This is a genomic window from Vagococcus proximus, from assembly GCF_029143285.1.
In the GTDB taxonomy this organism is placed as follows: Bacteria; Bacillota; Bacilli; order Lactobacillales; family Vagococcaceae; genus Vagococcus_D; species Vagococcus_D proximus.
The window spans coordinates 14292-39163 of sequence record NZ_JAPDSH010000007.1 but is presented as its reverse complement, the minus strand read 5'-3'; the positions used below and the strand labels follow the sequence as shown (position 1 = coordinate 39163).

At 35.7% G+C, this 24872-nt stretch carries 21 protein-coding genes; 3 read left to right on the top strand and 18 right to left on the bottom strand.

Going from position 1 to position 24872, the window contains the following annotated elements; genetic code table 11:
• Nucleotides 1-113: 113 nt before the first annotated feature.
• A complete protein-coding gene (locus tag OL233_RS09110) occupies nucleotides 114-1460 on the bottom strand; it encodes a glucose-6-phosphate isomerase (RefSeq protein ID WP_275472010.1) in 1347 nt (448 codons plus the stop codon).
• A gap of 253 nt (nucleotides 1461-1713) precedes the next feature.
• On the opposite strand from OL233_RS09110, the gene OL233_RS09105 reads away from it, so the two are divergent.
• Both OL233_RS09105 and OL233_RS09100 read left to right on the top strand, forming a co-directional pair.
• The gene (locus tag OL233_RS09105) at nucleotides 1714-2982 is read left to right on the top strand and encodes a BaiN/RdsA family NAD(P)/FAD-dependent oxidoreductase (protein ID WP_275472009.1); all 1269 of its coding nucleotides are present in this window, start codon (nucleotides 1714-1716) and stop codon (nucleotides 2980-2982) included.
• A 94-nt stretch (nucleotides 2983-3076) separates the two neighbouring features.
• Entirely contained in the window at nucleotides 3077-3619 is a 543-nt protein-coding gene (locus OL233_RS09100; protein WP_275472008.1) for a hypothetical protein, read from the top strand.
• Between the two features lie 26 nt (nucleotides 3620-3645).
• Here the strand turns inward: OL233_RS09100 and OL233_RS09095 are convergent, their stop codons facing one another.
• The 5 genes from OL233_RS09095 to OL233_RS09075 all read right to left on the bottom strand — a co-directional run bounded on the left by OL233_RS09095 (nucleotide 3646) and on the right by OL233_RS09075 (nucleotide 7551).
• Entirely contained in the window at nucleotides 3646-4092 is a 447-nt protein-coding gene (locus tag OL233_RS09095; RefSeq protein ID WP_275472007.1) for a NanQ anomerase/TabA/YiaL family protein, read from the bottom strand.
• 29 nt (nucleotides 4093-4121) lie between these two features.
• A complete protein-coding gene (locus tag OL233_RS09090) occupies nucleotides 4122-4940 on the bottom strand; it encodes a MurR/RpiR family transcriptional regulator (RefSeq protein ID WP_275472006.1) in 819 nt (272 codons plus the stop codon).
• A gap of 145 nt (nucleotides 4941-5085) precedes the next feature.
• Nucleotides 5086-5574: a Cys-tRNA(Pro) deacylase gene (ybaK, locus tag OL233_RS09085; RefSeq protein ID WP_275472005.1), complete on the bottom strand. Its 489-nt coding sequence runs from the start codon at nucleotides 5572-5574 to the stop codon at nucleotides 5086-5088.
• Between the two features lie 15 nt (nucleotides 5575-5589).
• The gene (aroD, locus tag OL233_RS09080; protein ID WP_275472004.1) at nucleotides 5590-6345 is read right to left on the bottom strand and encodes a type I 3-dehydroquinate dehydratase; all 756 of its coding nucleotides are present in this window, start codon (nucleotides 6343-6345) and stop codon (nucleotides 5590-5592) included.
• 24 nt (nucleotides 6346-6369) lie between these two features.
• Nucleotides 6370-7551 (bottom strand): class I SAM-dependent rRNA methyltransferase, encoded by a 1182-nt coding sequence (locus OL233_RS09075; RefSeq protein WP_275472003.1) that lies wholly within the window; start codon nucleotides 7549-7551, stop codon nucleotides 6370-6372.
• A 278-nt stretch (nucleotides 7552-7829) separates the two neighbouring features.
• Between OL233_RS09075 and OL233_RS09070 the strand changes: the two genes are divergently transcribed.
• On the top strand, nucleotides 7830-9986 hold the full coding sequence (locus OL233_RS09070) for an LTA synthase family protein (protein WP_275472002.1): 2157 nt from the start codon (nucleotides 7830-7832) through the stop codon (nucleotides 9984-9986).
• 83 nt (nucleotides 9987-10069) lie between these two features.
• On the opposite strand, the gene rlmD is transcribed toward OL233_RS09070, so the two are convergent.
• From rlmD to OL233_RS09010, 12 genes are all read right to left on the bottom strand, one after another.
• Nucleotides 10070-11434 carry a 23S rRNA (uracil(1939)-C(5))-methyltransferase RlmD gene (rlmD, locus tag OL233_RS09065; protein WP_275472001.1) on the bottom strand — a complete coding sequence of 455 codons (1365 nt, stop codon included), beginning with the start codon at nucleotides 11432-11434 and terminating at the stop codon, nucleotides 10070-10072.
• Between the two features lie 94 nt (nucleotides 11435-11528).
• Complete coding sequence (locus tag OL233_RS09060) at nucleotides 11529-12548, bottom strand: diacylglycerol kinase (protein ID WP_275472000.1); 1020 nt, start codon at nucleotides 12546-12548, stop codon at nucleotides 11529-11531.
• Between the two features lie 28 nt (nucleotides 12549-12576).
• Complete coding sequence (gatB, locus tag OL233_RS09055) at nucleotides 12577-14007, bottom strand: Asp-tRNA(Asn)/Glu-tRNA(Gln) amidotransferase subunit GatB (RefSeq protein ID WP_275471999.1); 1431 nt, start codon at nucleotides 14005-14007, stop codon at nucleotides 12577-12579.
• Nucleotides 14007-15473 carry an Asp-tRNA(Asn)/Glu-tRNA(Gln) amidotransferase subunit GatA gene (gene gatA / locus OL233_RS09050; RefSeq protein WP_275471998.1) on the bottom strand — a complete coding sequence of 489 codons (1467 nt, stop codon included), beginning with the start codon at nucleotides 15471-15473 and terminating at the stop codon, nucleotides 14007-14009. Before gatA ends, gatB begins: the two co-directional genes overlap by 1 nt.
• Nucleotides 15473-15778 (bottom strand): Asp-tRNA(Asn)/Glu-tRNA(Gln) amidotransferase subunit GatC, encoded by a 306-nt coding sequence (gene gatC, locus OL233_RS09045; protein ID WP_275471997.1) that lies wholly within the window; start codon nucleotides 15776-15778, stop codon nucleotides 15473-15475. The genes gatA and gatC overlap by 1 nt, the downstream gene beginning before the upstream one ends.
• Before the next feature lie 30 nt (nucleotides 15779-15808).
• The gene (locus OL233_RS09040; protein ID WP_275471996.1) at nucleotides 15809-16900 is read right to left on the bottom strand and encodes a CamS family sex pheromone protein; all 1092 of its coding nucleotides are present in this window, start codon (nucleotides 16898-16900) and stop codon (nucleotides 15809-15811) included.
• Nucleotides 16893-18917 (bottom strand): NAD-dependent DNA ligase LigA, encoded by a 2025-nt coding sequence (gene ligA / locus OL233_RS09035; protein ID WP_275471995.1) that lies wholly within the window; start codon nucleotides 18915-18917, stop codon nucleotides 16893-16895. Before ligA ends, OL233_RS09040 begins: the two co-directional genes overlap by 8 nt.
• Nucleotides 18918-18937: 20 nt before the next feature.
• Entirely contained in the window at nucleotides 18938-21208 is a 2271-nt protein-coding gene (gene pcrA / locus OL233_RS09030; protein ID WP_275471994.1) for a DNA helicase PcrA, read from the bottom strand.
• 192 nt (nucleotides 21209-21400) lie between these two features.
• A complete protein-coding gene (locus OL233_RS09025) occupies nucleotides 21401-21601 on the bottom strand; it encodes a cold-shock protein (protein WP_275471993.1) in 201 nt (66 codons plus the stop codon).
• A gap of 228 nt (nucleotides 21602-21829) precedes the next feature.
• Nucleotides 21830-23665 carry a translational GTPase TypA gene (gene typA, locus OL233_RS09020; protein WP_275471992.1) on the bottom strand — a complete coding sequence of 612 codons (1836 nt, stop codon included), beginning with the start codon at nucleotides 23663-23665 and terminating at the stop codon, nucleotides 21830-21832.
• 144 nt (nucleotides 23666-23809) lie between these two features.
• Complete coding sequence (locus OL233_RS09015) at nucleotides 23810-24583, bottom strand: inositol monophosphatase family protein (protein WP_275471991.1); 774 nt, start codon at nucleotides 24581-24583, stop codon at nucleotides 23810-23812.
• A 2-nt stretch (nucleotides 24584-24585) separates the two neighbouring features.
• Nucleotides 24586-24867, bottom strand: a complete 282-nt coding sequence (locus OL233_RS09010; protein WP_275471990.1) for a UPF0223 family protein — start codon at nucleotides 24865-24867, stop codon at nucleotides 24586-24588.
• Between the last annotated feature and the right edge of the window lie 5 nt (nucleotides 24868-24872).

Sequence of the window (24872 nt, the reverse complement as noted above, 5' to 3'; positions counted from 1 at the left end):
CTTTTCCACCGCCTTTCCTCTTTATTTTACCATAAAAGCCCTTGCAAGTTCTCATACTTAGGACTGACAGAAAATAAAAAAACCCGCAGTTCGCGAGTTTTTTAACTTTTATTTTATAGACGTGCTTCTAATTCTTTTTGTAAGTCTTCAAAACCTGGTTTACCTAATAAAGCAAACATATTTTTCTTGTATGCTTCAACACCTGGTTGATCAAACGGATTCACGCTATTTAAGTAGCCTGAAATTCCTACTGCAATTTCAAAGAAGTACATTAAATAACCTAATGTGTAAGCATCTGTTTGAGGAATAGTTAAAACAAAGTTTGGAACATCGCCATCTGTATGTGCTAATAATGTTCCTTCGAATGCTTTCGTATTAACGAAATCAATTTCTTTTCCTTGCAAGTAACCTAAACCATCTAAATCTTGTTCCATTTCTGGAATAGTTAAACTATGACGTGCTTTATCCACTTTGATAACTGTTTCGAAGATATTACGACGCCCTTCTTGAATGTATTGACCTAATGAATGTAAGTCAGTTGAGAAGTTAGCGCTTGATGGGTAAATTCCTTTTTGGTCTTTTCCTTCAGATTCGCCGAATAATTGTTTCCACCACTCTGAGAAGTATTGTAAGCTTGGCTCATAATTGATTAAAAGTTCTGTCACTTTTCCTTTACGATAAAGAACATTTCTTAATGCTGCGTATTGGTACGCTTCATTTTCCTCTAATTTATCACTGCTGTAAGCTGTGCGAGCATCTGCGGCACCTTGCATTAAACCATCGATATCTGCTCCACTAGCTGCAATTGGAAGTAATCCTACTGCTGTTAACACAGAGAAACGTCCACCAACATCATCAGGAATAACAAATGTTTCCCAATTTTGTGCATCTGCTTCTACTTTAACTGCACCACGAGCTTTATCTGTTGTTGCGTAGATACGTTTATTCGCTTCTTCTTGACCATATTTTTTAACTAATAATTCTTTGAATACACGGAATGCAATGGCAGGTTCTGTTGTTGTCCCTGATTTTGAAATCACGTTTACAGAGAAATCACGGTCACCAATCACATGAATTAAATCAGCTAAATAAGATGAGCTGATGCTGTTACCAGCGAAGAAAATTTGGGGTGCTTTACGTTCTGAATCATCTAATAAATTGTAGAATGAATGGTTTAAGAAATCTAAAGCTGCTTTCGCTCCTAAATAAGATCCACCTATACCAATAACAACTAATACTTCTGAATCAGATTGAATTTTTTCAGCTGCTTTTTTAATACGAGCAAATTCATCTTTATCATAATTAACTGGTAAATCAATCCAACCTAAAAAGTCGCTTCCAGCACCTGTCCCTTCATGTAAATCTTTATGAGCTGCAGAGACTTGGCTTTGCATGTAGCCTAATTCATTTTCACCAATAAAAGAACTCATTTTTGAATAATCAAATTTAATATGTGACATTTTTGTGTTCCTCCTTCAAGGATAATGTAATTGCTTTAACACATACTACTTTACGTTTTTTTTCAGTATTTTTCAAGTAAAGTTACCAAGTCTGGTCGTTTTTTTGTATTTTGTTACCCGTAACATCTGAAAAATGTAAATGAACTAGACCAATTAAACAGCCAATTACTAAAATAAACGTGTTTCTTCCTATTGATGCTTTCTTACACCTAGCTATTCATGGTAAACTAAAAACGATACGGAGGTAGGAAGAATGACAAAAGATGTAATTGTAATCGGTGCTGGTACCAGCGGTTTAATGGCTGCCATCTCTGCAGCTGAAAATGGTGCTAGAACCTTATTAATAGAAAAAAATAAACGGGTCGGAAAAAAACTACTCTTGACTGGTGGCGGGCGTTGTAATGTTACGAATAACCGCTCACCTGAAGATATTATTGCGCATATCCCTGGTAATGGTAAATTTTTATACAGTGCTTTCTCTCAATTTACCAATCATGATGTGATGGCATTCTTCGAAGAAAATGGTGTCTCTTTAAAAGAAGAGGATCATGGTAGAATGTTCCCAGTTACAAACAAATCAAAATCGATTGTCGATTGTTTGCTAAATCGCGCACTAGACTTAGGTGTTGACGTGTTAACACAGGAGACGGTTAAACGTCTTTTAACAGACGAAGGACGTGTTGTTGGTGTTCAATTGGACTCTGGTGAACGCCATGTTGCCCCTTGTGTCATTGTTTCAACAGGTGGCCGTACTTATGACCATACAGGTTCAACTGGTGACGGTTACCGTTTCGCTAAAAAAACAGGTCACACGGTGACTCCTCTTTTCCCAACGGAATCACCTTTATTATCTAAAGAAAAATTCATTACTAGTAAAACATTGCAAGGTCTATCACTACAAGATATTAAATTAAGTGTCTTGAATGAAAAAAACAAACCTATTGTCTCTCATGAAATGGACTTACTCTTTACTCACTTTGGTTTATCGGGTCCCGCTGCCCTACGCTGTAGCATGTTCGTCAACCGCGAACTAGAAAAAAATCCAACTGCTACAGTAAGCTTAGATGCTTTACCTAATAAGGATAAAGAGGATTTGTTAACTGATATTAAAAACCGTCGTTTGGACAATGAGCAAAAATCAATCAAAAATGCCCTTAAAGGATTCTTGCCTGAACGCTATCTTGATTTCTTATTAGAAAAAGCCTCAATAGATAGTAGTGCGACGATTAAATCATGGGAAGAAAAAAGCATGCTAGACTTTATTTCACTTGTAAAAGATTTTCGCGTCAGCATTAACGGCACATGGCCTATCGAAAAATCATTTGTAACCGGTGGCGGTATCTCTCTAAAAGAAGTTCAACCTAAATCCATGGAGAGTAAAAAAATAGCAGGTCTATTCTTTACAGGAGAAGTACTTGATGTTAATGGTTATACAGGTGGTTACAACATTACCGCAGCATTCGTTACAGGTCATGTTGCTGGGAAACACGCTGCCGAGATCGCTAGCTACTATAATTATTAATTTCCTTGAAATCTAGTGATTGTCGGTATTATACAATTAAGGTATAATATACTTATAATTAGTTTTATATTAAATCATATCGGGAGGCGTTTAAATGTTCCAACAAAAAAAGATTTATAAAACACTAGAAAATCGTAATTTCACTGCAGAAAGTTTAGCAGAAGAATTAAAAGAATTAAAAGCCTTTAACTTTGACGATGTTTCATATACCGGTTTAAATTTAAATTTAGATATGTTAATGACCCAACACATTCGTGACGACCAATTTCAATTAATTGAAGTTCAATCTGGGTTAGCTAAAAAGCCATATTCTAAATGGCAAGAAGATTTAGCTACAGCTATTACTATTTATAATAAATTTACAGTCTATACAAAAGCGCACTTCAATGACTTTATTGAAGAGTCTAAAAAATTTGAATCTGAAACAGGTTTTGGTTCTCATACTGCCCAGTTCAAAGACTACTTTGAGCAAGGAAATGGTATGTATTTCCATGATGTGCTTCACAGTGTTTTTGATATCTCTCGTCGTTTAGACTTATCTATTGAAGATTTCCAAGATTCATTAAAATCTGACGGTGAAGATTTAACTAAATTCGAACTTCCAGAAAAAATAGTGTTCGAATCAAAAAAAAGATAAAAAAAGCGCCCAAACGGGTGCTTTTTTTATACTGTAATTTTTGCTACTATCTTTTTTATCGGAACACACTCATCATTTGGTGCCATCCCTACTTTATGAGCATCCTCTGGTAAGCAAACTAGCCAATCATCTGCTTTCAATATATATTCATTTTCAGTATCACCTTCTAAAAACATAATATCATTGGTAGGATTGTAAGGTGTAACTATTTTTAAGCTTTCTCTATGAGATACTAAAATACGTTCTTCACCTGACACAATAATGTGTACATCATATAAGCGTTCATGTGCTTCAAATAAACACTCTTGTTCAACTTTAGTCACCAATGATATCGGATTAAGAACGATTCCTGGTGCTACTTCTAGTGATTCTGTTAATTCTTCAGGAGTATTTCTTAAAAATTCTAACACTATATTTACCTTTTCTGTTAGTCCTTCACTTGATGAATCATTAAGTGTCCCATATTTTCTCATACAAACCTCTTTTCTTCATAACGCCATTCCTATATTGATAAATCATTTGGATTAGTTATGACTTTTATAGTACGGTTCATTTTCTTACTTAAACTATCATTTTCTAATAATTCAGTTGAAATAACATCAATCAAGTACATTGTCGCAAACTGTGAATTAACAAATCTTTGATTTCCTACAAACTTACTACTAAAAGAAACTAAACTCCTATCACTTAGCTTTGCTATACTACTCGATGAAAAACTAGTAAAACTGATAACTTTAGCTCCAGAATTTTTAGCCAAACTAATTGCATTGACAACTTCAGTCGTTTCACCTGATGTAGAAATTCCAATTACTAAATCATCTTCTGTTACAATAGAACTACTTATAATCATAAAATGGGGGTCTGTAATTGCACTAGCATTCAATCCCATCCTAACTAATCTTTGTGTCAGTTCTTGCGCAGTGAAACCTGAGCTCCCTACACCAAACACCAAGATACGACCAGCTTTTTTTATTGCCTCAACAACTTCATGAATTTCTTCTACTTTAGCTGTTTGTTTTGTATTTTCAATCACTTTAGTGTAAAAATTATAAACATCATCTACTTTATCATTACTTTGAGTTACTTTCATGTCACGAGACATGGAAGAATTTACTTTAATCTTTAAATCTACAAAATTATTACACATCAATTTTTTTGAAAAACGTGTAATAGTTGCGGGTGAAGAATGTGTCACTTCAGCTAATTTAGAAATATTGATATTTTTAATACTTTCTCTATTCCCTAAAATATAAGTTGCAATTTGCTTTTCTTTATCTGAAAACTCGGGAAACTTTGCTTGCATTAATTCAAAGATAGTCAATTTCTATCACCTACTTTATCATTTTATAATACAGTCTTTAATTCAATTTGATGATACCATTATAAAACTATTACTTCAACAACTGGAACAAGAAAATCATTTTCATTGAAATGAAAAATGCATTCCATATATAGGAATGCATTCTTTATTTTACAATAATATCTTCAAACTTAGCACGAACAAGTTCTCCCAACTCTTTAGGATTAACACTCATTTGTAAGCCTCTTCTTCCTGCTGATACGTGTATCTTATCATGATCTAATGCCGAACTATCAAAATAGGTAGGATAAAGCTTCTTCATCCCCACCGGCGAACAGCCTCCACGAATATACCCTGTCGTTGCTTCTAAGTCTTTTAGTGGTAACATCTCAATTTTTTTATTACCACTGACTTTCGCTAAACGTTTCAAATCTAATTCTTTATTCCCTGGAATAACCGCTACCACTGGCCCTGTTTTATTTCCGACTGTTACTAATGTTTTAAAAATTTCATCCTCTTCTTCACCCAATGTATGCGCTACTGTTACAGCATCGACATGATCTTCTGAATAAGCAAATTCTTGTTCAGCATATGTAATTTTCTTTTGGTCTAACAACCTAATGGCATTTGTTTTTTGAATTTTCTTTTTCGCCATACCTTCTACACTTCCTTAATTTAAATCTCTGCTGGAATTATCTAAATAACTCCTAACTTCTTCTATAGTATATTGTCCCGGTGCAGACCCATCGCCTAAACGAGCAAATGTCATAACACTACCAAATTTTTCACCTTCAAGTCGGCTTAGCTGACCCAATACACCCATAACAAGCGCAATAAATAGTACTGATTTATACTCCTCAGCCCATTTCTTAATAACCTCATAAAATCTCGGATAATCTGTTGCTTTTTCTCCCATAGTTGCAATCTTAACAACATCTGAATCCTTAGCAATCATTCTTGATAATAAATAATCTAAAGTTTCTGTATCGGGAGTTTTACTAAAATTATGATACGATAACACACTTATAACATTGTATTCTTTGGCTAAATCAATTAAATGTGCCACACAGTCGTCACCTTGACTAAACTCAATATCAATAAGATGAATTCCGCCACTGGTTATCAGTCTTTCGCATAATTTTTGATACTCCTTTGGTAATGCTTCTCCTTCGCCACCTTCTTGCTTCGTTCGATAAGTTGCAAGAATAGCAGTCCCTACTGGTAAAATTCGTTTCATTTCGATTAGCGAATGATTCAGTGTTTCATCTGATAAATCAGTCATATAATCCAAACGCCACTCCACACAATCAGGAGTGTAAAAAACTAATCGTTCACACAATTCTATTAATTTTTTTGTTTTACTTACCATTAACGGTACACATATTTTTGGAGGGGCAAACGCTTTTAACTGAAACTTACTCGTCATCTTTCACCATCCTCTTTTTATAAACTAATTTAATTGATAAATAATAACTTTAAGGTAGTTCCCTTCTTTAAAATTAGGATTAATCGCAAAATCTTGTGGTAAGCGGTGGGTATCTAATCGTTTGAATCGTTTTCCATTCGCTTTTAATGTTTCTTCAATCATTGAGACGTATTTATCATAACTAATATTTGCAGCATTGGTCGATGCGATTAATAATCCATCTTTTGTTAGTAGCTCACTAACTTCAGCGACTAAATCACCATAATTTTTAGCGACTGAAAACGTACGCTTTTTATTACGCGCAAAACTGGGCGGGTCCAAAATAATCATATCAAACGCTAACTCTTTACGCTTTGCATAACTAAAGTAATCAAAAACATCCATGACAACAATTTTATTATTATCTAAACTTAAACCATTCACTTCAAACATTTCTTTCGTTTTAGGTGAGCTTCTCTTTGCCAAATCGACACTGACTGTTGAACTTGCGCCACCCATTGCAGCAGCAACTGAAAATGCCCCCGTATAACTAAACGTATTTAAAACAGATTTACCTGTTGCCAAACCATCTACTAATAAACCGCGAACTTCTTTTTGATCTAAAAAGATACCCGTCATCATACCTTCATTCATATAAGTCGCATACGTCACGCCATTCTCTTTCACTAATAATGGCTCTGGGGCTTCTGATCCATACACATGTTCAGATTCCGCTAACCCTTTTTCAGTAAAGCGAACTTTTTGATACGCTCCTTTGATTTCAGGGAAAACAGCTTTAAACGCATCAATAAATAATTTCTTATGGCTATAGATACTCGCATTATACCAAGAGAACAACGCATACTCATTATAGATGTCAATCGTAATCCCACCAAAATAATCACCTTCACCATTAAATAAACGGTAAGCAGTGGTTTGATCATTCACTTTAAAATGGTGACGTTTTTCTCCGGCCAATCGGAAACACTTCTCTAAAAAATCCTGATTAATGATAGTACCCTTAGTATGAGAAACTACCCAACCGATTCCTTTATTTTGCTCACCAATGTAACCCGTCCCAACATAATCATTGTTCGGAGAGACAAACTCTACCCACTGCCCAACTAACTTAGCATCTGACACATTTTGTAAATCCTCTTTTTGAATTAATGGGTAACCATTTCTTACTTTATTACTATGTTTATTCTTCAACATTATTTTTTTCATATTTATTCTCATTTCTCACATATATTTCTTCACATTTGCATGCTACTCTGTTTACGATTACTATTTTAGCATATTTACTACTATTTAAAAGAAAAAGCCGTCTATTCTCTAAGTATCTCTTAAGATTATGAATATTTTCTATATTTTTACACCGTTTCTTGCAAATTGACATTTGACTAGTATAATTGGTAAAATAGAAGGTAAAGCATAAGGATTAAACTGCTTTACTTACTTAATATATTTAAAATGAAATTTTTCTTCGAAAGGAAGTTATTTAATTGAAAAAATCTTATTATCCTAACTGGTTAAACAAACGCTTTGGCTTCTTCGCCTTGCTTGTTGTCTTGATGTGGGTAAAAACAATTTTTGCATACAGTTTTGATTTTAATTTAGGTGTTGAAGATGCCTTTCAGTACTTCATCTTACTAATCAATCCATTTGCAACAACTATTTTTATCTTATCGGCTGCTCTTTATATAAAGAACTCTAAAGCCAGTTACATAACAATGTTGGTGCTCTATACCTTAGCAACCATTCTGTTATTCTCGAATGTTGCCTATTACCGTGAATTTACTGACTTTATCACGATTAACACGATGTTAGGTGCTGCTAAAGTTTCGTCAGGTCTTGGAGCTGCAACATTTAAATTATTCCGTATCTATGACTTAGTTTACTTCATAGACATAATTATCCTAATCGCTTTACTCGCAACTAAGAAAATTAAACTTGATGCTCGACCTGTTCGTGCTCGTTTTGCAATGGCAATTACTACTTGCTCTGTTTTCTTATTCCTAGGAAACTTATCTATGGCTGAAGCAAGTCGTCCCGAACTATTAAAACGTACATTTTCAAGAGACTATATTGTTAAATATCTTGGTATCAACGTCTTTACAGCTTATGATGGTGTTCAAACCTTCAAAGCCAACCAAACACGTGCACAAGCAAGTGAAAATGATGTAGTAAGTATTGAGGACTACGTTAAAGATCACCGTGCTGAACCTAATAAAGATATGTTTGGTATTGCTAAAGGTAAAAACGTTATCTATATTCATTTAGAAAGTCTTCAACAATTTATGATTGATTATAAATTGAAGGACGAAAATGGTGTTGAACATGAAGTCACACCATTCTTAAATAAATTATTCCACAGTAAAGAAACGTTCAGCTTTGAAAATGCCTTCCATCAAGTTAAATCTGGTAAGACAAGTGATGCTGAAACTTTAATTGAAAACTCATTCTTTGGTTTAAACCAAGGACCACTCTTTACACAACTAGGTGGTAAAAATACATTCCAAGCTGCTCCAGCTATTTTAGGTCAAGAAGCTGGCTATACGAGTGCTGTCTTCCACGGAAATACAGGAACTTTCTGGAATCGTAATGAAACATATAAACACTTAGGTTATAACTACTTCTTTGATGCTAGTTACTATGATGTTAATGAAAATAACTCATTCCAATATGGGTTACATGACAAACCTTTCTTTAACCAATCTGTACAATATTTAGAGCATTTACAACAACCGTTCTACACTAAGATGATTGCTGTTTCAAACCACTATCCTTATTCACAATTAAAAGGTGATGATGCTGGTTTCCCACTAGCACAAACAAAAGATGCTACAATTAATGGTTACTTTGCAACAGCAAACTACCTTGACAAATCAGTTGAAGAATTCTTCAACTACTTAAAGAAAACTGGTCTCTATGACAAATCTATGATTGTCCTTTATGGTGACCACTATGGTATCTCTGATTCTCGTAACCCGGATTTAGCTGAACTTTTAGGTAAATCAGCAGAAGATTGGAATGCCTATGAAAATGCTCAATTACAACGTATCCCACTTATGTTCCACATTCCTGGACAAGAAAATGGTGGTATACAAAAAACGTTTGGTGGTCAAGTAGATATCTTACCTACCTTATTAAATCTAGTTGGTATTGATAATTCTAAATACTTATTGCTTGGACAAGACTTATTCTCTAAAGACAATGAGCAATTAGTAGCATTTAGAAACGGTAACTTTATAACCCCTCTATATACCGTTATAAAAGATAAAATTTATGATAACAACACGGGTGAACAAATTACTGAACCTACTGAGGAACAACAAGCTAAGATTGATGAATTAAAAGCAAAAGTTCGATTACAATTAGACACTTCTGATAGCCTAACAAATGGTGATTTACTACGTTACCATAACAGTGGTCTAAAAGAAGTCGTTCCAACTGACTACAACTACAAAGGTCAACTGAAACAAGTTGAAGCAATTGAGAAGAAAAAAGGATCTAAATCAACAAGTGTCTTTAGCCAAAATGGTAATAAATCAACAACTGATTTGTACGAGACTAAATCCTATAAAGAGTATCACCCAGAAGAATTCCAAACAGAAGCAACTGAGGCTGATACTAAAGAAGATGAAAAAGAAGCAAACTAGGTTAACACTTAGTTTGCTTCTTTTTTTATCTTCTTAAATAAAAAACTATCCGCTAGTCAATAATTAGCGGATAGTTTTTAGTATTATTTAGTTAATAAAGCAACACACTCTACATGAGGTGTTTGTGGGAACATATCAACAGGTTGAACACGTTCTACTTTATAGCCTTGTGCGCCTAATAACTCACAATCACGTGCCAGACTTGCTGGATTACATGATACGTAAACAATTTTCTTAGGTGCCATTTCTACAGCTGTTTCAATAAAACTTGATGCTAATCCTTTACGTGGTGGATCAACAATTAAAACATCAGGACGAATATCTTTTTCTAACCATTCTGGCATAACATATTCAGCTTTACCTACTTCAAAATTAACGTTATTAATATCATTTAATTTTGCATTGATCTTAGCATCTGAAATCGCATCTGGATTTACTTCTAATCCATAAACTTCTTTTACTTTGTCAGCAAGTGATAGACCGATTGTTCCAATACCACAGTAGGCATCAATAACTGTATCTGTTGCTTTTAATTCTGCAAAATCGATAGCTGTTTGATATAATTTTTCAGCTTGAACGGTATTAACTTGATAGAATGATTGAGCTGAAATACGGTATGTCTTTCCTAATAATTCATCTTTGATATAGTTTTGACCAAATAGTGTTTTGTTTGTTTTACCTAAGATAACGTTAGTCGCATCTGGATTAATATTTTGAACAATTGATACCACTTCTGGTAATTGTTGGTGAATTTCTTGAACCATTTTTTCGTAGTTGAAAAGTTTTGGTGTACGTGTCACTAATACAATCATCATTTCGTGTGAGTAATGACCACGTTTTACGATGATATGACGTAAATTACCATTATTTTCAGACTCAATATAAGCTTTTACACCATATTTTTCCATAACATCACGAACGATAATAATTGCTTCATCAATTTTTTTATCTTGAATATAGTAGTCTTCTAAAGCTACTAAATCATGGCTGTTTTTACGGAAGAAACCTGTTGTTAATTCTCCATTCACTTTACGAACAGGAATAGATGCTTTGTTACGGTATTCCACTGGATTATCCATTCCAATAATTGACTCTACTTTTACTTCTGGCATTTTAGCAATACGCTTAAATACGTTAGAGACTTGTTGTTCTTTAAATGCTAATTGTGCATCGTAAGTCATGTGATGTAATGGTGCAATACCTGTACGGATTAATGTTTCATTAATATCTGAAACACGGTCTTTGCTCTCTTTTAATAAGTTTGTTACTTTAGCATAACCGAATTTTTTACCAGCTTTAAGAATTAAGACTTCTGCTTCTTCCCCTGGTAATGTATTTTCGATAAATAATGGGTAACCATCAACTTTTGCAACACCTAGACCTTCATGTGACAAATCAATGATTTCGACCACAAGTGTCTGGTTTTTTTCTACGGGTAATGTTTTCATTATAATACTCTCTTCTATTAGTTATTTTTTTGTCTTATCTTTCTTATAAAAAGGAATCAGTCACACATCGTACTGATTCCTCAAAGCACAGAGACTAGGAAATTTGGCCATCTCCGTTTATATCTTCATCTGTTAAAAACTCTACTTCTTTGACAAAGGCATCTGATACAACATCATCAACTGGACCTATTACTGCATTATCTGATATCTCATCTAAATTAGCAAACATTTCAATATGTTGATGAAGATTAGCAAATTGCATTGGAGCATCTCCACCATATTCACCATCCAAGTTAATCATCATTTCCACACCCTCATCAAGTGTTTCTGTATATAGTTTAGATGTCTTAATATATAAAATACGTGGATCATCTACATGCTTCCCACCATGAATCATTAAAGCAGCTAAGTGTAAAATTTCTACAAGATTAGCTGTCTTAACAATAATCAACGAGAATTTTCCATCATCCAACTGAGCATTTGGTGCAATTTTTTCAAATCCCCCGACTGAATTAGTTAAACCAAGGAAAAACATTGAAGCTTGCCCAACATATTCCCCCTCATCGTAAACTAAACGCATATTAATTGGCTTAACTCGAGGTAGCATTTCTGCTCCCTTAACAAGATAAGCCAAGTAACCAAAGACACTTTTTAAACGTGATGGCACTTCATACGTCAACTCTGTCAAGTAACCACCTGCACCGATATTCATAAAGTAGGTATCATTTGCCATTCCAATATCCATACGAACTGTTTGGCCTTTAGCAATGACACGAGCTGCTTCTAAGATATTATCTCTAGGTACTTTTAAAGCTCTAGCATAATCATTAGTTGTACCACCAGGCAAAATAGCCATGCGTGGACGATTTTCTAATGGGGCAATACCATTAATCACTTGATTAATCGTACCGTCGCCTCCTGCGGCAACAATCAAATCAAACCCTGCTAAAGCGGCCCGAGCCGCTTCATTTTTTGCAGAATCTGGTTCGGGAGTTGTGGCAAAAGCACTGGCTTCATAGCCAGCACATTCCAGAATGTTTAGGACATCTGGCAAGTTCTTTTTCAAGACTTCTTTTCCTGATGTTGGATTATAAATCACTCTAGCTTTCATCATTCACGCCTCCTTCATTTGACAATATTCTTTAACGTTTGCCTAATTCTTCCATTAATAATTTATTAACAACGCCAGGGTTTGCTTGTCCTTTTGTTGCTTTCATGATTTGGCCAACTAAGAAACCAACCGCACGGTCTTTACCATTTTTAAAATCTTCAATAGATTGTTCATTAGCTGATAAAATATCATTAATAACAGGTAATAATTGTGCTGGATCTGATAATTGAATCAAGCCTTTAGCAACAACGACTTCTTTCGCATCGCCACCATTTTCAATTAGTTCTTTAAAGACTTTCTTAGCCATTTTAGAACTAATTGTCCCATCAGCTATCAAGTTAATCATACCTGCTAAATTATTAGGTGTTAAATTCGTATCGTGAAGTTCAATATGCTCGCTGTTTAAGTAAGCTGACACCTCACCCATTAACCAGTTAGAAGCTTGTTTCGCATCTGCCCCTTCATTAAGTGTGCTTTCAAAGAAGTCAGACATCTCTTTAGATAAAGTCAGAACCATTGCATCGTAATCAGGTAAACCTAGTTCTTTAGTATAACGTGCGCGACGTGCTTCAGGAAGTTCTGGTAATGACGCACGAACTTCTTCAATCCACTCATCAGAAATTTCTAAAACAGGCAGATCAGGCTCTGGGAAATAACGGTAGTCACTTGCCCCTTCTTTAATACGCATTAAAATGGTTTGACCTGATGCATCATCATAACGACGTGTTTCTTGTTGAATTTCGCCACCAGACATTAAGACTTTTGCTTGACGTTTTTCTTCAAAAATTAAACCTTTACGAACGTTGTTTAATGAATTTAAGTTTTTAAGCTCAGCTTTTGTACCAAACTCTTCTTGGCCGTATGGACGAAGTGAGATATTAGCATCACAACGCATTGACCCTTCTTCTAATTTCACATCACTTACGCCTGAGAATTGAATGATTGAACGAATAGCATCTAAGTAGGCATACGCTTCTTCTGGAGAGCGCATATCTGCTTCTGAAACAATCTCAATTAAAGGAGTTCCTTGACGGTTTAAATCGACATAAGAGTAACCATCAGTCCCGTGAATATTTTTACCTGCATCTTCTTCTAAATGCACACGCTCAATACGGATTTTTTTCTTTTTACCTTCTACTTCAATTTCAATCCAACCATCATAACCAATCGGTTGATCATCTTGAGAAATTTGGTAAGCTTTCGGATTATCTGGATAGAAATAGTTTTTACGGTCAAAATGAGAATCTTTTGCAATGTTACAATTTAGTGCCATTGCAGCTCTCATGCCATATTCAATCGCTGTTTTATTCGCAACTGGTAATACCCCTGGGTAGCTCCAGTCAATAACGTTAGTATTTGTATTTTGCTCCGCACCAAAGTGAGCGGGAGTCGGTGAAAAGATTTTAGAATCTGTTTTTAATTCGACATGGACTTCCAAGCCGATGACTGTTTCAAAGTTCATTAGTTGCTCCCTCCTAAAATGGCTGGTAATTTTTTGTGATGATCTGTTGCTTGCTCAAAAGCTTGAGCTGCACGGTACATGGTACTTTCATCAAATGCTTTCCCGATAATTTGTAACCCTACTGGCATGTCATCTGAGAAACCACAAGGAATTGACATACCTGGTAATCCTGCTAAGTTAACTGGAATTGTTAAGATATCACCCATATACATTGTAATTGGATCTGTGATATTTTCACCTAAACCATAAGCCGTTGTCGGTGTTGTTGGGGCAATAATTAAATCGTAATCTTCAAATACTTTATCGAAGTCATTTTTAACTAGCGTTCTAACTTGTCCTGCTTTACGGAAGTAGGCATCATAGAATCCTGCACTTAATGAGAATGTTCCTAGCATAATACGACGTTTCACTTCTGAACCAAATCCTTCAGAACGAGAATTCACATAAATATCTTCCAAGTCTTTAACATTTTCAGAACGGTAACCATAACGAATACCATCAAAACGCTGTAAGTTAGATGATGCTTCAGATGACGCAATAATGTAGTAAACTTCTACTCCATATTTAGAATGCGGCAAGCTTACTTCTTCAACTGTTGCACCTAATTCTTTATATTTTGCAATAGCCTCATCAATGGCTTGACGAACACCTGGAGCGATACCTTCTCCCATATATTCTTTTGGAACAGCAATACGCATACCTTTGACGCCATCATTAATCCCTTTAGTAAAATCAGGAACCTCTAATTGAGCACTTGTACTGTCTTTTTTATCCCATCCGCTAATAGCTTCAAGTAAGATAGCATTATCTTCAACTGTACGAGTCATTGGTCCAATTTGATCTAAACTTGATGAAAAGGCAATTAAACCGTAACGAGAAATACGACCATATGTCGGTTTCATCCCAACAATCCCATTGAAGGCTGCTGGTTGGCGAATACTACCACCTGTATCTGAACCAAGAGAAGCAACAACTTGACCAGATGCTACTGACGCAGCTGAACCACCGGAAGAGCCACCTGGTACTTTTGTTTGGTCCCAAGCATTTTTAGTTTTCTTGAAATATGAAGTTTCAGTACTTCCACCCATAGCAAATTCATCCATGTTCAGTTTTCCAACTGGTACCATATTCGCATCATAGATTTTTTCCATAACAGTTGCATCGTAGATTGGATCAAAATTATATAACATTTTACTTGCAGCTGTTGTTAATAAATCTTTAGTTACAATGTTATCTTTAATCCCAATTGGAATACCAGCAAGACTGCCTGCTTCAACCCCCGCTTCATCAATTTTAGCAGCTTGAGCTAAGGCTTTTTCTTCGTTTAATGTAATAAACGCATCAATATTAGGTTCAACTGCTTTAATACGGTCAAATGTTGCTTTTGTTAAATCCGTCGCTGTAATTTCCTTTGAAGCTAACATGGCTTGTAATTCTTTTAAACTTTTTGTATATAACTCTGTCATTATGCTCCAGCCTCCCCGTTGTCTAACATAGCAGGAACTTTTATATATCCGTCTCCTGATGTTGGAACATTACGCATTAATAATTCACGATCTGTTCCTTCTACTGCGATATCATCACGCATCACATTGATATCATGAATAACATTAGTTGTTACAGGGATACCCTCAGTATCAACCTCACCTAAACGTTCCACCATTTCAATAATGTCTCCTAATTTATCAGTTAGTGTATCTAATTCTTCATCTGAGAATGCTAATTTTGAAAGCTTAGCAACGTGCTTCACTTCATCTCTTGTAATTGCCATACTACCCCTTCTTTCTTTTCTTAGTGTAATTTAGTTGAACACATGCGCAAATACTTCTTTTGAGCCCACTTCTTTTTTCACAAAACCTTGTGGCCCTTCAATCGAATTAATCTGAACTTCTACAATTCCAGGAACATTAAAGATTGAACCTGTCATTTGTGCAACATACTGTGTATAGTTGAGTAATTCTGTTTCATTAAAATATTTTGTCTCAATCTTAATTACCGCTTTACTTAGCACACCATCACGGTAATGAGCGACTCCAGATACCCCACTGTTATTTGGGAAAAAGTCCTCCAGATTTGATTTAAATTCTTGGAATTTAGCATCAAACCCATCCTTGGTTGCAGCATTGCCATCTTTAGAACTCACTCCAAGTACAACATGCTCCTCGTCTACTTCTTTCCAATCAGAGAGGTCTGTCCCTTTCTCACTAAGTGCAGATGCAAAATAACTTCCACCGGCTACATTATATTGAGTTGCTTGTTTGAACAACCCTATTTTAATTGGAACATCGCCCACTTCTTTAATATCACGCATTTTTTCAAGTAGTTTTTCAGCAGCTTCTTTCCCTGCTTTTTCAATGTCTTTGTCCTCAATTTCGACAGGTTCTTCACCGCTGTAATCCACTTGATTTAAAGCGATTCCTAAACTGATACCTTTTATTTTTTTTGTTTTTTTGTCCAGATAATCTTGCTCTATGACTTGTTGGAAAATATAAGGCTCTTTATCATCCTTAGGATTTAAACCTTTTGGATTTTCGTCAGACTTTCGTTCAACTGCATTTAAAATATCTTCTCTAGTCAAATATTGACCTTCTTGAAATAGATAACGATCAACATCAAAGTCCTCTTTAGATAAATCTAATAATCCTTTATCTAAATTAGCAGAATTTTCATGACTATTAAGTAGATTTAGTGATAATCCTCTTACAGGACTAGTCTTATAAGTCCCATCTTCCAAGATAGCTTGGTAATAATCTCCATCTAAGCGTCCCGTTGTCATTACAGCATTTTTTTCAGCCGCTTTTTGAGCTGGGGCTTTAGAGGTTGTATTCAAATTACCACAACCTGTTAGTAATAAAACTGATGCCAATGCACCTACTGCTATTTTTTTATTCATCACTACTGATGCTCCCTTCGATCGCGTCTACCATCTGATTTTCATCCCAAACTGCTACACCTAGATCTAACGCTTTTTCTAATTTACTTCCAGCTTCTTCGCCTGCAACAACTATATCTGTCTTTTTAGACACGCTCCCTGTAACTTTTCCACCTAAGGCTTCTATCTTTTGTTTCGCTTCAGTTCGCTTATACTGCGTAAGTGTCCCAGTCAAAACGACGACTTTGTCTTTAAAAGGAGAGTCCACTTCAGATAAATCCTCAGCTGTTACACCCGTATACCTTAAGTTTAAGCCTTGCTCTGCTAATTCATCTAATAATAGATGAACTTCCTCATTGTCAAAATAAGTCACGACGCTATTTGCAATAATAGTACCTAACGAATCGATTTTTTGGATATCTTCAACTTTAGCATCTTTTAAATACGTCATTTCTTTAAAATGTTCCGCTAAAATTTGAGCAGCTTTTGCCCCAACGTGACGAATACCTAATCCAAAAAGAAGCTTCTCTAATGAATTTTCTTTACTTGCTTCAATCGCTTTAAGCAATTTTTGAGCCGATTTTTCTTTAACCTTATCTAAGGTTAACAGTTGTTCTTCTGTAAGCTTATATAAATCAGCCACATCTTTTACTAAGCCTTTGTCATATAGTTGTTCCAGTACTCTAGGCCCTAGACCATCTATATTCATGGCTTGTCTTGAAACAAAGTGACTTAAGCCTTCTTTAATTTGTGCCGGACACATCGGATTAATACAACGTAAGGCTACTTCTTCATCCAAATGAACAAGTTCACTTTCGCACACTGGACAATGTGTTGGTGCCTCATAGGGCTCACTACTTTCTAAACGTTTAGATAAAACCACTCGAGATACTTCTGGAATAATGTCTCCCGCTTTGTGAATCATAACGTGGTCGCCTAGTCGAATATCACGTTGCTTAATCAAATCAATATTGTGAAGACTTGCTCTAGCAACGGTTGTACCCGCTAAACGCACAGGACTCATCACTGCTGTCGGCGTAACCACACCTGTTCGACCTAAAGTCCACTCGATATCTTCTACAACTGTTTCAGCTTCTTCTGCTGGGAATTTATAAGCAATCGCCCATTTAGGCGCTTTGACTGTATAACCAATCTTCTCTTGGTCTTCAAAATTATTTACTTTAATAACAATCCCATCAATCTCATAACCTAATGTCGGGCGTTTTTCTTGAAACTCCTGAACATAGTCCCAGACTTCCTCAATACTATAACAAATTTTTCGTTCTTGGTTTGTTGAAAATCCGAGACTATCCAACGCATCTAAGGCTGCTGACTGGCTCGTAACACCTAGTTCTTTAGGTGTTGCTGAAGCATATAAAAAAGCACTTAGTTCACGCTCTTTAACAACCTTAGAGTCTAATTGTCTTAGACTTCCTGCTGCAGCATTACGTGGATTAGCAAATACTTCCTTACCATCTAATTCACGTTGCTCATTTAATTTCACGAAAGATGATTTAGGCATATAACACTCACCTCGTACTTCCATCGTTAAACTAGAATCTAATGTTTTAGGCAGAGACTGTACCATTTTCAGATTACCTGTAATGTCTTCTCCTACTTTTCCATCTCCACGGGTCGCACCTTGAACGAACTTCCCGTTGTCGTACTTAACCGATATCGCAAGACCATCAATTTTAAGTTCGCACATATACTCAATCGGTCCTGTTATTATCTTTTTATTACGTTCTTCAAAAGCTTTTAAATCTTCTAAATTAAACGCATTTCCTAAACTTAGCATTGGATAATCATGTGTAATTTTAGTAAATCCAGTTGAAACGTCCCCACCTACTCTCTGAGTAATCGAGTCAGATGCTACCCATTCTGGATATTTTTCTTCTAATTGTACGAGTTCATGATACAATGCGTCATACTCATGATCTTCTGCTAAAGGTTGGTCTTCTTCATAATAGGCTTTTGCCAATTGTGATAAACGAGATTGAAGCTCATCTATTCGGAGTTTATCTTGTTCTTTTTCCACGTAACCAGTCCTCCTATTTTCTAAATCTTTTCAATTGGAGCAAACGCTGCTAATAGTCGTTTAATCCCTTGACTAGGGAATGCGATATCTAACTCGATGTCTTTAGCTGAACCGCTCACTTTAACAACTGTTCCTGTTCCCCATTTTTTATGAGAAACTTTGTCGCCAGATTTCCAAGCTGAAGACTCTGCACCAGATGCTACCTTAGCACTTACTTTTTTCTGAACAGGCTGTTGGTACGTTGGTTTAGCTGTCCCAGTTTGACCAAATTTAGGCGCTTGAGAACTACTTGTTGAGTAACTTGATTGTTGACGGTTCATCGTATTAACCGCCCCAACTGACTCTAATAGGTCTCCATCGATTTCTTCAATAAATCGTGACGGTCGGTTATATTGTGTACGACCATATAACGTTCGAGATTGTGCATTCGAGATAAACAACTTCTCTTCTGCCCGTGTAATGCCTACATAAGCTAAACGACGTTCCTCTTCTAATTCATTTTCTTCCATTAAAGCTCTAGAAAGTGGGAATACGCCCTCTTCCAAACCTAATAAGAAGACTACTGGGAACTCTAGCCCTTTTGCAGCATGAAGTGTCATCAATGTCACTTGTGAGGTCTCTTCCTCTAACGAATCTAAATCAGAAACTAATGCCAAATCATTTAAGAATGACGTTAACTTATCACGTGGATCATCGTCTTCTTCCACTGTCGCTTCGTATTCTCTATCAAAAGCTTGTGTCACTGATTTTAACTCTTCAATATTTTCTAAGCGAGTCTGTGACTCAAGTGTATTCTCAACTTTTAAGGCTTGTTCATACCCACTGCGTTTTAAAACTTCCTCGACTAATTCTGTCACTGTTAAGAATGGAATCATATCTTGTAAATCCTGAATCATAGCACCGAAAGCCGCTAATTCTTTGCCTGCTTTACCACCAATATTAGCAAGTTCTACATTGATAGCCGCTTCTAACAATGACCAATCGTGTAAATCAGCAAATCCTCTTAATTTTTCTAGAGAAGTCGCCCCAATTCCACGTTTTGGTTCATTGACAATACGTCCCATGCTAAGTGAATCGCTTGGATTCGCAATTAAATTTAAGTAAGCTAATACATCTTTAATTTCTTTACGATCGTAGAACTTGTGTCCTCCTACCATTTTGTATGGAATATTTGCTTTTAATAACATTTCCTCCATAACACGAGACTGGGCATTCGTACGGTAAAGAACAGCAAAATCACCAAATTTGCGATTTTGTTCAGCCATTTCTTTTTGAATAATTGAAACAATATACTGTGTTTCGTCGCGTTCAGTTTCACCACGATAATACGTGATTTTATGACCTTCATTATTGTCAGTCCATAATTTTTTAGCTTTTCTGCGACTATTATTTTTAATCACATGGTTAGCCGCTGTTAGTATATTTTTAGTTGAACGGTAATTTTGCTCTAATAGAACAACTTCAGCATCTGCATAATCTTTTTCAAAGTCTAAAATATTTTGCATATCAGCCCCACGCCAACCATAAATACTTTGATCAGCATCCCCTACAACACATAAATTTCTAAAACGAGCAGCCAACATATTAACTAAAGTATACTGGGCATGGTTGGTATCTTGATACTCATCTACATGAATGTATTGGAATTTACGTTGATAATATTCTAATGTTTCCGGGGAATCATTGAATAAGCGAATTGTTAACATAATCAAATCATCAAAGTCCATACATTGATTACGACGTAATTCTTTTTGATACATCTCATAACACTCTGCTACTATTTTCTCAATATGGCCACCTTGAAGTGCAGCATATTTTTCTGGTGTTTGTAATTCATTTTTCGCATTACTAATCGCACCTAAAATTGTACGAGGATTATAATTTTTAGGATCTAGATTTTTCTCCTTCAAGATACGTTTCATCAACGTTTGTTGCTCAGAACTATCTACTATCGTAAAATTTTTACTATAGCCAATTAAATCAATATCGCGACGAAGCATGCGAACGCACATTGAGTGAAATGTTGATACCCAAACATCTTCTCCGCCCTCATCTAGTAAGCCATTTACACGCTCTTTCATTTCTTTCGCAGCTTTATTGGTAAAGGTAATCGCAAGGATATTCCAAGGATTAATATTTTTCTCTGTTATTAAATAAGCAATACGGTGAGTTAGGACTCGTGTCTTTCCACTACCGGCCCCAGCCATAATAAGTAAGGGTCCTTCTGTTTTTAGTACTGCTTGACTTTGCATAGGATTCATACCATTTAGCAAACTATTTCGTGTTGTCATGCCTACTTCACCTCTTCACTAGTTGTTACGTTTTGCAGTAGTCAGTCCGACCAAGAAACGTCTTTTTTCAATCTCTTCTATTATAGCAAATTTTCTGAAAAACTTCTTTAAAAAAACCAGCAAAGACACAAAAAAAGCAACCTTCTCCCTAAAGAGTAGGTTGCTTTTATTAATTATGATTGGAATTAAATCTTAAAGTTTAGTAACGTCAGCTGCTTGAGGACCTCTGTCTCCATCAACTACTGAAAATTCAACTTCTTGACCTTCTTCTAATGATTTGAATCCGTCGCCTTGAATAGCTGAGAAATGTACAAATACATCATCATGTCCGTCGATTTCGATAAATCCAAACCCTTTTTCGTTGTTAAACCATTTCACTTTACCTTGTTCCATTGAATAGAACCTCCATTTATACTTTTCTTTGTATCAAGACATTCTTACGGCTACATTAGAAAAAACACAGTTGTTTTTGTTACTATAACTTCGTAAAAACCTCGATTACAATTTCATTATACTCCACAAAAATAATTTGTGCAAGCGGTTAATTAACCGCTTTCTTTTTATTTCAACATTTTATTTAGATAACAAAAAAACTCCCTAAGGATTAGGGAGTTTTAAAAATTATGCTTTTTTATTTTTCTTTTGAGATTTTTCACGTTCAGCTTTGTTTAAGATTTTTTTACGTAAACGAATGTTCTCAGGAGTTACTTCACAGTACTCATCTTCATTCAAGAATTCTAATGATTCTTCTAAAGACATTTCTTTAGGTTTTTTAATAACGTTAGTTTGATCTTTATTTGCTGAGCGGACGTTTGTTTGTTGCTTAGCTTTCGTAATGTTAACTGTTAAATCATTCTCACGAGAGTTTTCACCAATAACCATACCTTCGTATACTTCAGTTGTCGGTTCAACAAAGACAGTACCGCGTTCTTCGATACTCATGATTGAGTATGTTGTTGCTTTACCAGTGTCGATAGATACTAACGCACCATTACGACGGCCACCGATAACACCTGAAATCATTGGTAAGTATTGGTCAAATGTGTGGTGCATGATACCATAACCACGAGTCATTGACATGAACTCAGTTGTGTACCCGATTAAACCACGAGCTGGAGCTAAGAAGATTAAACGGATTTGGCCGTTACCAGTATGGATCATATCTTGCATTTCACCTTTACGTTGGCTTAATGACTCGATAATTGAACCCATATACTCTTCTGGAGTATCAATTTGTACACGTTCAAACGGTTCACATTTCACACCGTTAAACTCTTTAACGATAACTTCTGGACGTGATACTTGTAACTCATAACCTTCACGACGCATGTTTTCGATTAAAATTGATAAATGTAATTCCCCACGACCTGATACAGTCCATGCATCTGGTGAGTCAGTATTTTCAACTTTAAGTGACACGTCAGTTTGTAATTGACTTACTAAACGTTCTTCAATTTTACGAGACGTCACGAATTTACCTTCGCGTCCAGCAAATGGAGAATTGTTTACTAAGAATGTCATTTGTAAAGTAGGCTCATCGATGTGTAAGATTGGTAACGCATCTTGATGGTCAACTGGTGTAACAGTTTCCCCAACGAAGATATCTTCCATACCTGAAACAGCGATTAAATCCCCTGCTTTAGCTTCTTCAATTTCAACACGGTCTAAACCGAAGAAACCAAAGATTTTAGTAACACGGAAGTTTTTAGCCGTTCCGTCTAATTTCATAAGAGATACGCTATCTCCTACTTTGATTGTTCCGCGGAATACACGGCCAATCCCGATACGTCCAACGTAGTCATTGTAATCAAGTAATGATACTTGGAATTGTAATGGATCATCACTATTATCAACTGGTGCTGGAATATGATCTAAAATCGTTTCGAACACTGGGTTCATTGTTTCTTCTTGGTCAGCTGGATCATCTGATAAACTTGATGTTCCGTTTAATGCTGATGCATAGATAACTGGGAAGTCTAATTGATCATCGTCAGCTCCTAATTCGATAAGTAATTCTAATACTTCGTCAACTACTTCCGCAGGACGAGCTGAAGGCTTATCAATTTTGTTAACTAACACGATTGGTGTTAATTTTTGCTCTAACGCTTTTTTAAGTACGAAACGTGTTTGTGGCATTGTTCCTTCGTAAGCATCCACTACTAAGATAACACCATCAACCATTTTCATGATACGTTCCACTTCTCCACCGAAATCGGCATGTCCTGGTGTATCTAAGATGTTGATTTGTTTGTCATTATATTTGATAGCTGTATTTTTAGCTAAAATTGTAATACCACGTTCTTTTTCAATATCATTTGAGTCCATTGCGCGCTCGTCTAAAGCGGTATGTCCATCTAATGTTTGCGATTGTTTTAACATTTCATCTACGACTGTTGTTTTACCGTGATCGACATGGGCGATAATGGCAACGTTACGAATATCTTCTCTTAATTTCACTTATTCATTCTCCTCACTATTTATAAAGCGTACCTACGGAGCATAAGTTTTACCCCATAAGTTTAATTTCAAATTAACTCGACTTTTCATTATAACAATAAAACCGCATGAAAAACAATAAAAACTTTTCAGAAAGTTCGATTTTTATTGTGTAGAGTCTTGTTTTACATACTCCCCATAGACAGCTGGTGTAGCCCCCATGGCTATCACCTTTTCATCAAGACCTAGAGAGTCACCTGTTAAATTAACAAGTTCTAACCCAACTTCCTCAAAAATAACACGAGCAGCTGCATAGTCCCACGGTTGGATACGACTGACATATGCCACAAAATTGCCTTTAACAACTTCTTTAAAAGCAAGCCCCGCACATCCTGTCATACGAACAGCTAAGGAATTAAGAGCAAACCTTTGTAACCCTAATGTATCTTCTAAAAACAAGCGAGTATTGATAGAAACGATACCTTCAGCCAATGTTCTATCTTTAACTCTGTCAATACATTTATTGTTTAGATAGGCCCCTTTACCTTTTTCTGCCCATAATAATTCGTCTGTCATTATTTCATATATAAAACCTAATTGACCGATCCCATCTTCATAGACCGCGAGCATAGTACAAAAATTTTCTTGTTGTTTAACAAAGTTCAATGTCCCATCAATAGGATCAATCACCCAGACTCGACCAGAAAAATCAGCCACCTTATCACAAATACCTTCTTCACCTAGTATTTTATCTTGTGGAAAACTCTCTTTTATTTTAGTAACAAAAAAAGTTTCGACTTCCTTATCCACATTTGTAACCAAATCGGATCGGTTACTCTTTTCTTCTACTATCAAAGGGTCTGATAAACGTCTTTTTATTAATTGACTTGCTTCTACTAGCCATTCTTTAATCAACGGGACTAACTGCTCACTCTGCATAATTACGCTCCCTTCATTTTCAAAATAGTTCCAGGAGTTTTCTTAGCCTCCTGCACTGTACGATATAATGAATACCCAGAAGCTGCCTCAAAATCTTTCCCTAATTGGCGCTCCTCACCAATACTTTTAACAACTGTTTTAAATTTTTTGTACACTGATAAAAACGCTTCTTTCTCTACACCTTTTTCATAAACGTCTTCTAGTACCTGCCACATTTCCATCACAACAACCATCTCTGACTGAGACCAATCCAAATCTAGTGGATAACTATAACTTTCTTCCATCTTAT

Excerpts from the sequence above, each read along its gene's own strand:
- OL233_RS09040 (WP_275471996.1), bottom strand. The coding sequence starts at position 16,900 with ATGAATAAAAAAATAGCAGTAGGTGCATTGGCATCAGTTTTATTACTA.
- rlmD (WP_275472001.1), bottom strand. The coding sequence starts at position 11,434 with ATGAAAACATTACCCGTAGAAAAAAACCAGACACTTGTGGTCGAAATC.
- OL233_RS09015 (WP_275471991.1), bottom strand. The coding sequence starts at position 24,583 with ATGCAGAGTGAGCAGTTAGTCCCGTTGATTAAAGAATGGCTAGTAGAA.
- gatC (WP_275471997.1), bottom strand. The coding sequence starts at position 15,778 with ATGGCAATTACAAGAGATGAAGTGAAGCACGTTGCTAAGCTTTCAAAA.
- OL233_RS09075 (WP_275472003.1), bottom strand. The coding sequence starts at position 7,551 with ATGAAAAAAATAATGTTGAAGAATAAACATAGTAATAAAGTAAGAAAT.
- OL233_RS09095 (WP_275472007.1), bottom strand. The coding sequence starts at position 4,092 with ATGAGAAAATATGGGACACTTAATGATTCATCAAGTGAAGGACTAACA.
- OL233_RS09010 (WP_275471990.1), bottom strand. The coding sequence starts at position 24,867 with ATGGAAGAAAGTTATAGTTATCCACTAGATTTGGATTGGTCTCAGTCA.
- ybaK (WP_275472005.1), bottom strand. The coding sequence starts at position 5,574 with ATGGCGAAAAAGAAAATTCAAAAAACAAATGCCATTAGGTTGTTAGAC.
- OL233_RS09060 (WP_275472000.1), bottom strand. The coding sequence starts at position 12,548 with ATGATGAAAGCTAGAGTGATTTATAATCCAACATCAGGAAAAGAAGTC.
- OL233_RS09100 (WP_275472008.1), top strand. The coding sequence starts at position 3,077 with ATGTTCCAACAAAAAAAGATTTATAAAACACTAGAAAATCGTAATTTC.
- gatA (WP_275471998.1), bottom strand. The coding sequence starts at position 15,473 with ATGACAGAGTTATATACAAAAAGTTTAAAAGAATTACAAGCCATGTTA.
- pcrA (WP_275471994.1), bottom strand. The coding sequence starts at position 21,208 with ATGACAACACGAAATAGTTTGCTAAATGGTATGAATCCTATGCAAAGT.
- OL233_RS09025 (WP_275471993.1), bottom strand. The coding sequence starts at position 21,601 with ATGGAACAAGGTAAAGTGAAATGGTTTAACAACGAAAAAGGGTTTGGA.
- OL233_RS09110 (WP_275472010.1), bottom strand. The coding sequence starts at position 1,460 with ATGTCACATATTAAATTTGATTATTCAAAAATGAGTTCTTTTATTGGT.
- gatB (WP_275471999.1), bottom strand. The coding sequence starts at position 14,007 with ATGAACTTTGAAACAGTCATCGGCTTGGAAGTCCATGTCGAATTAAAA.
- OL233_RS09105 (WP_275472009.1), top strand. The coding sequence starts at position 1,714 with ATGACAAAAGATGTAATTGTAATCGGTGCTGGTACCAGCGGTTTAATG.
- aroD (WP_275472004.1), bottom strand. The coding sequence starts at position 6,345 with ATGACGAGTAAGTTTCAGTTAAAAGCGTTTGCCCCTCCAAAAATATGT.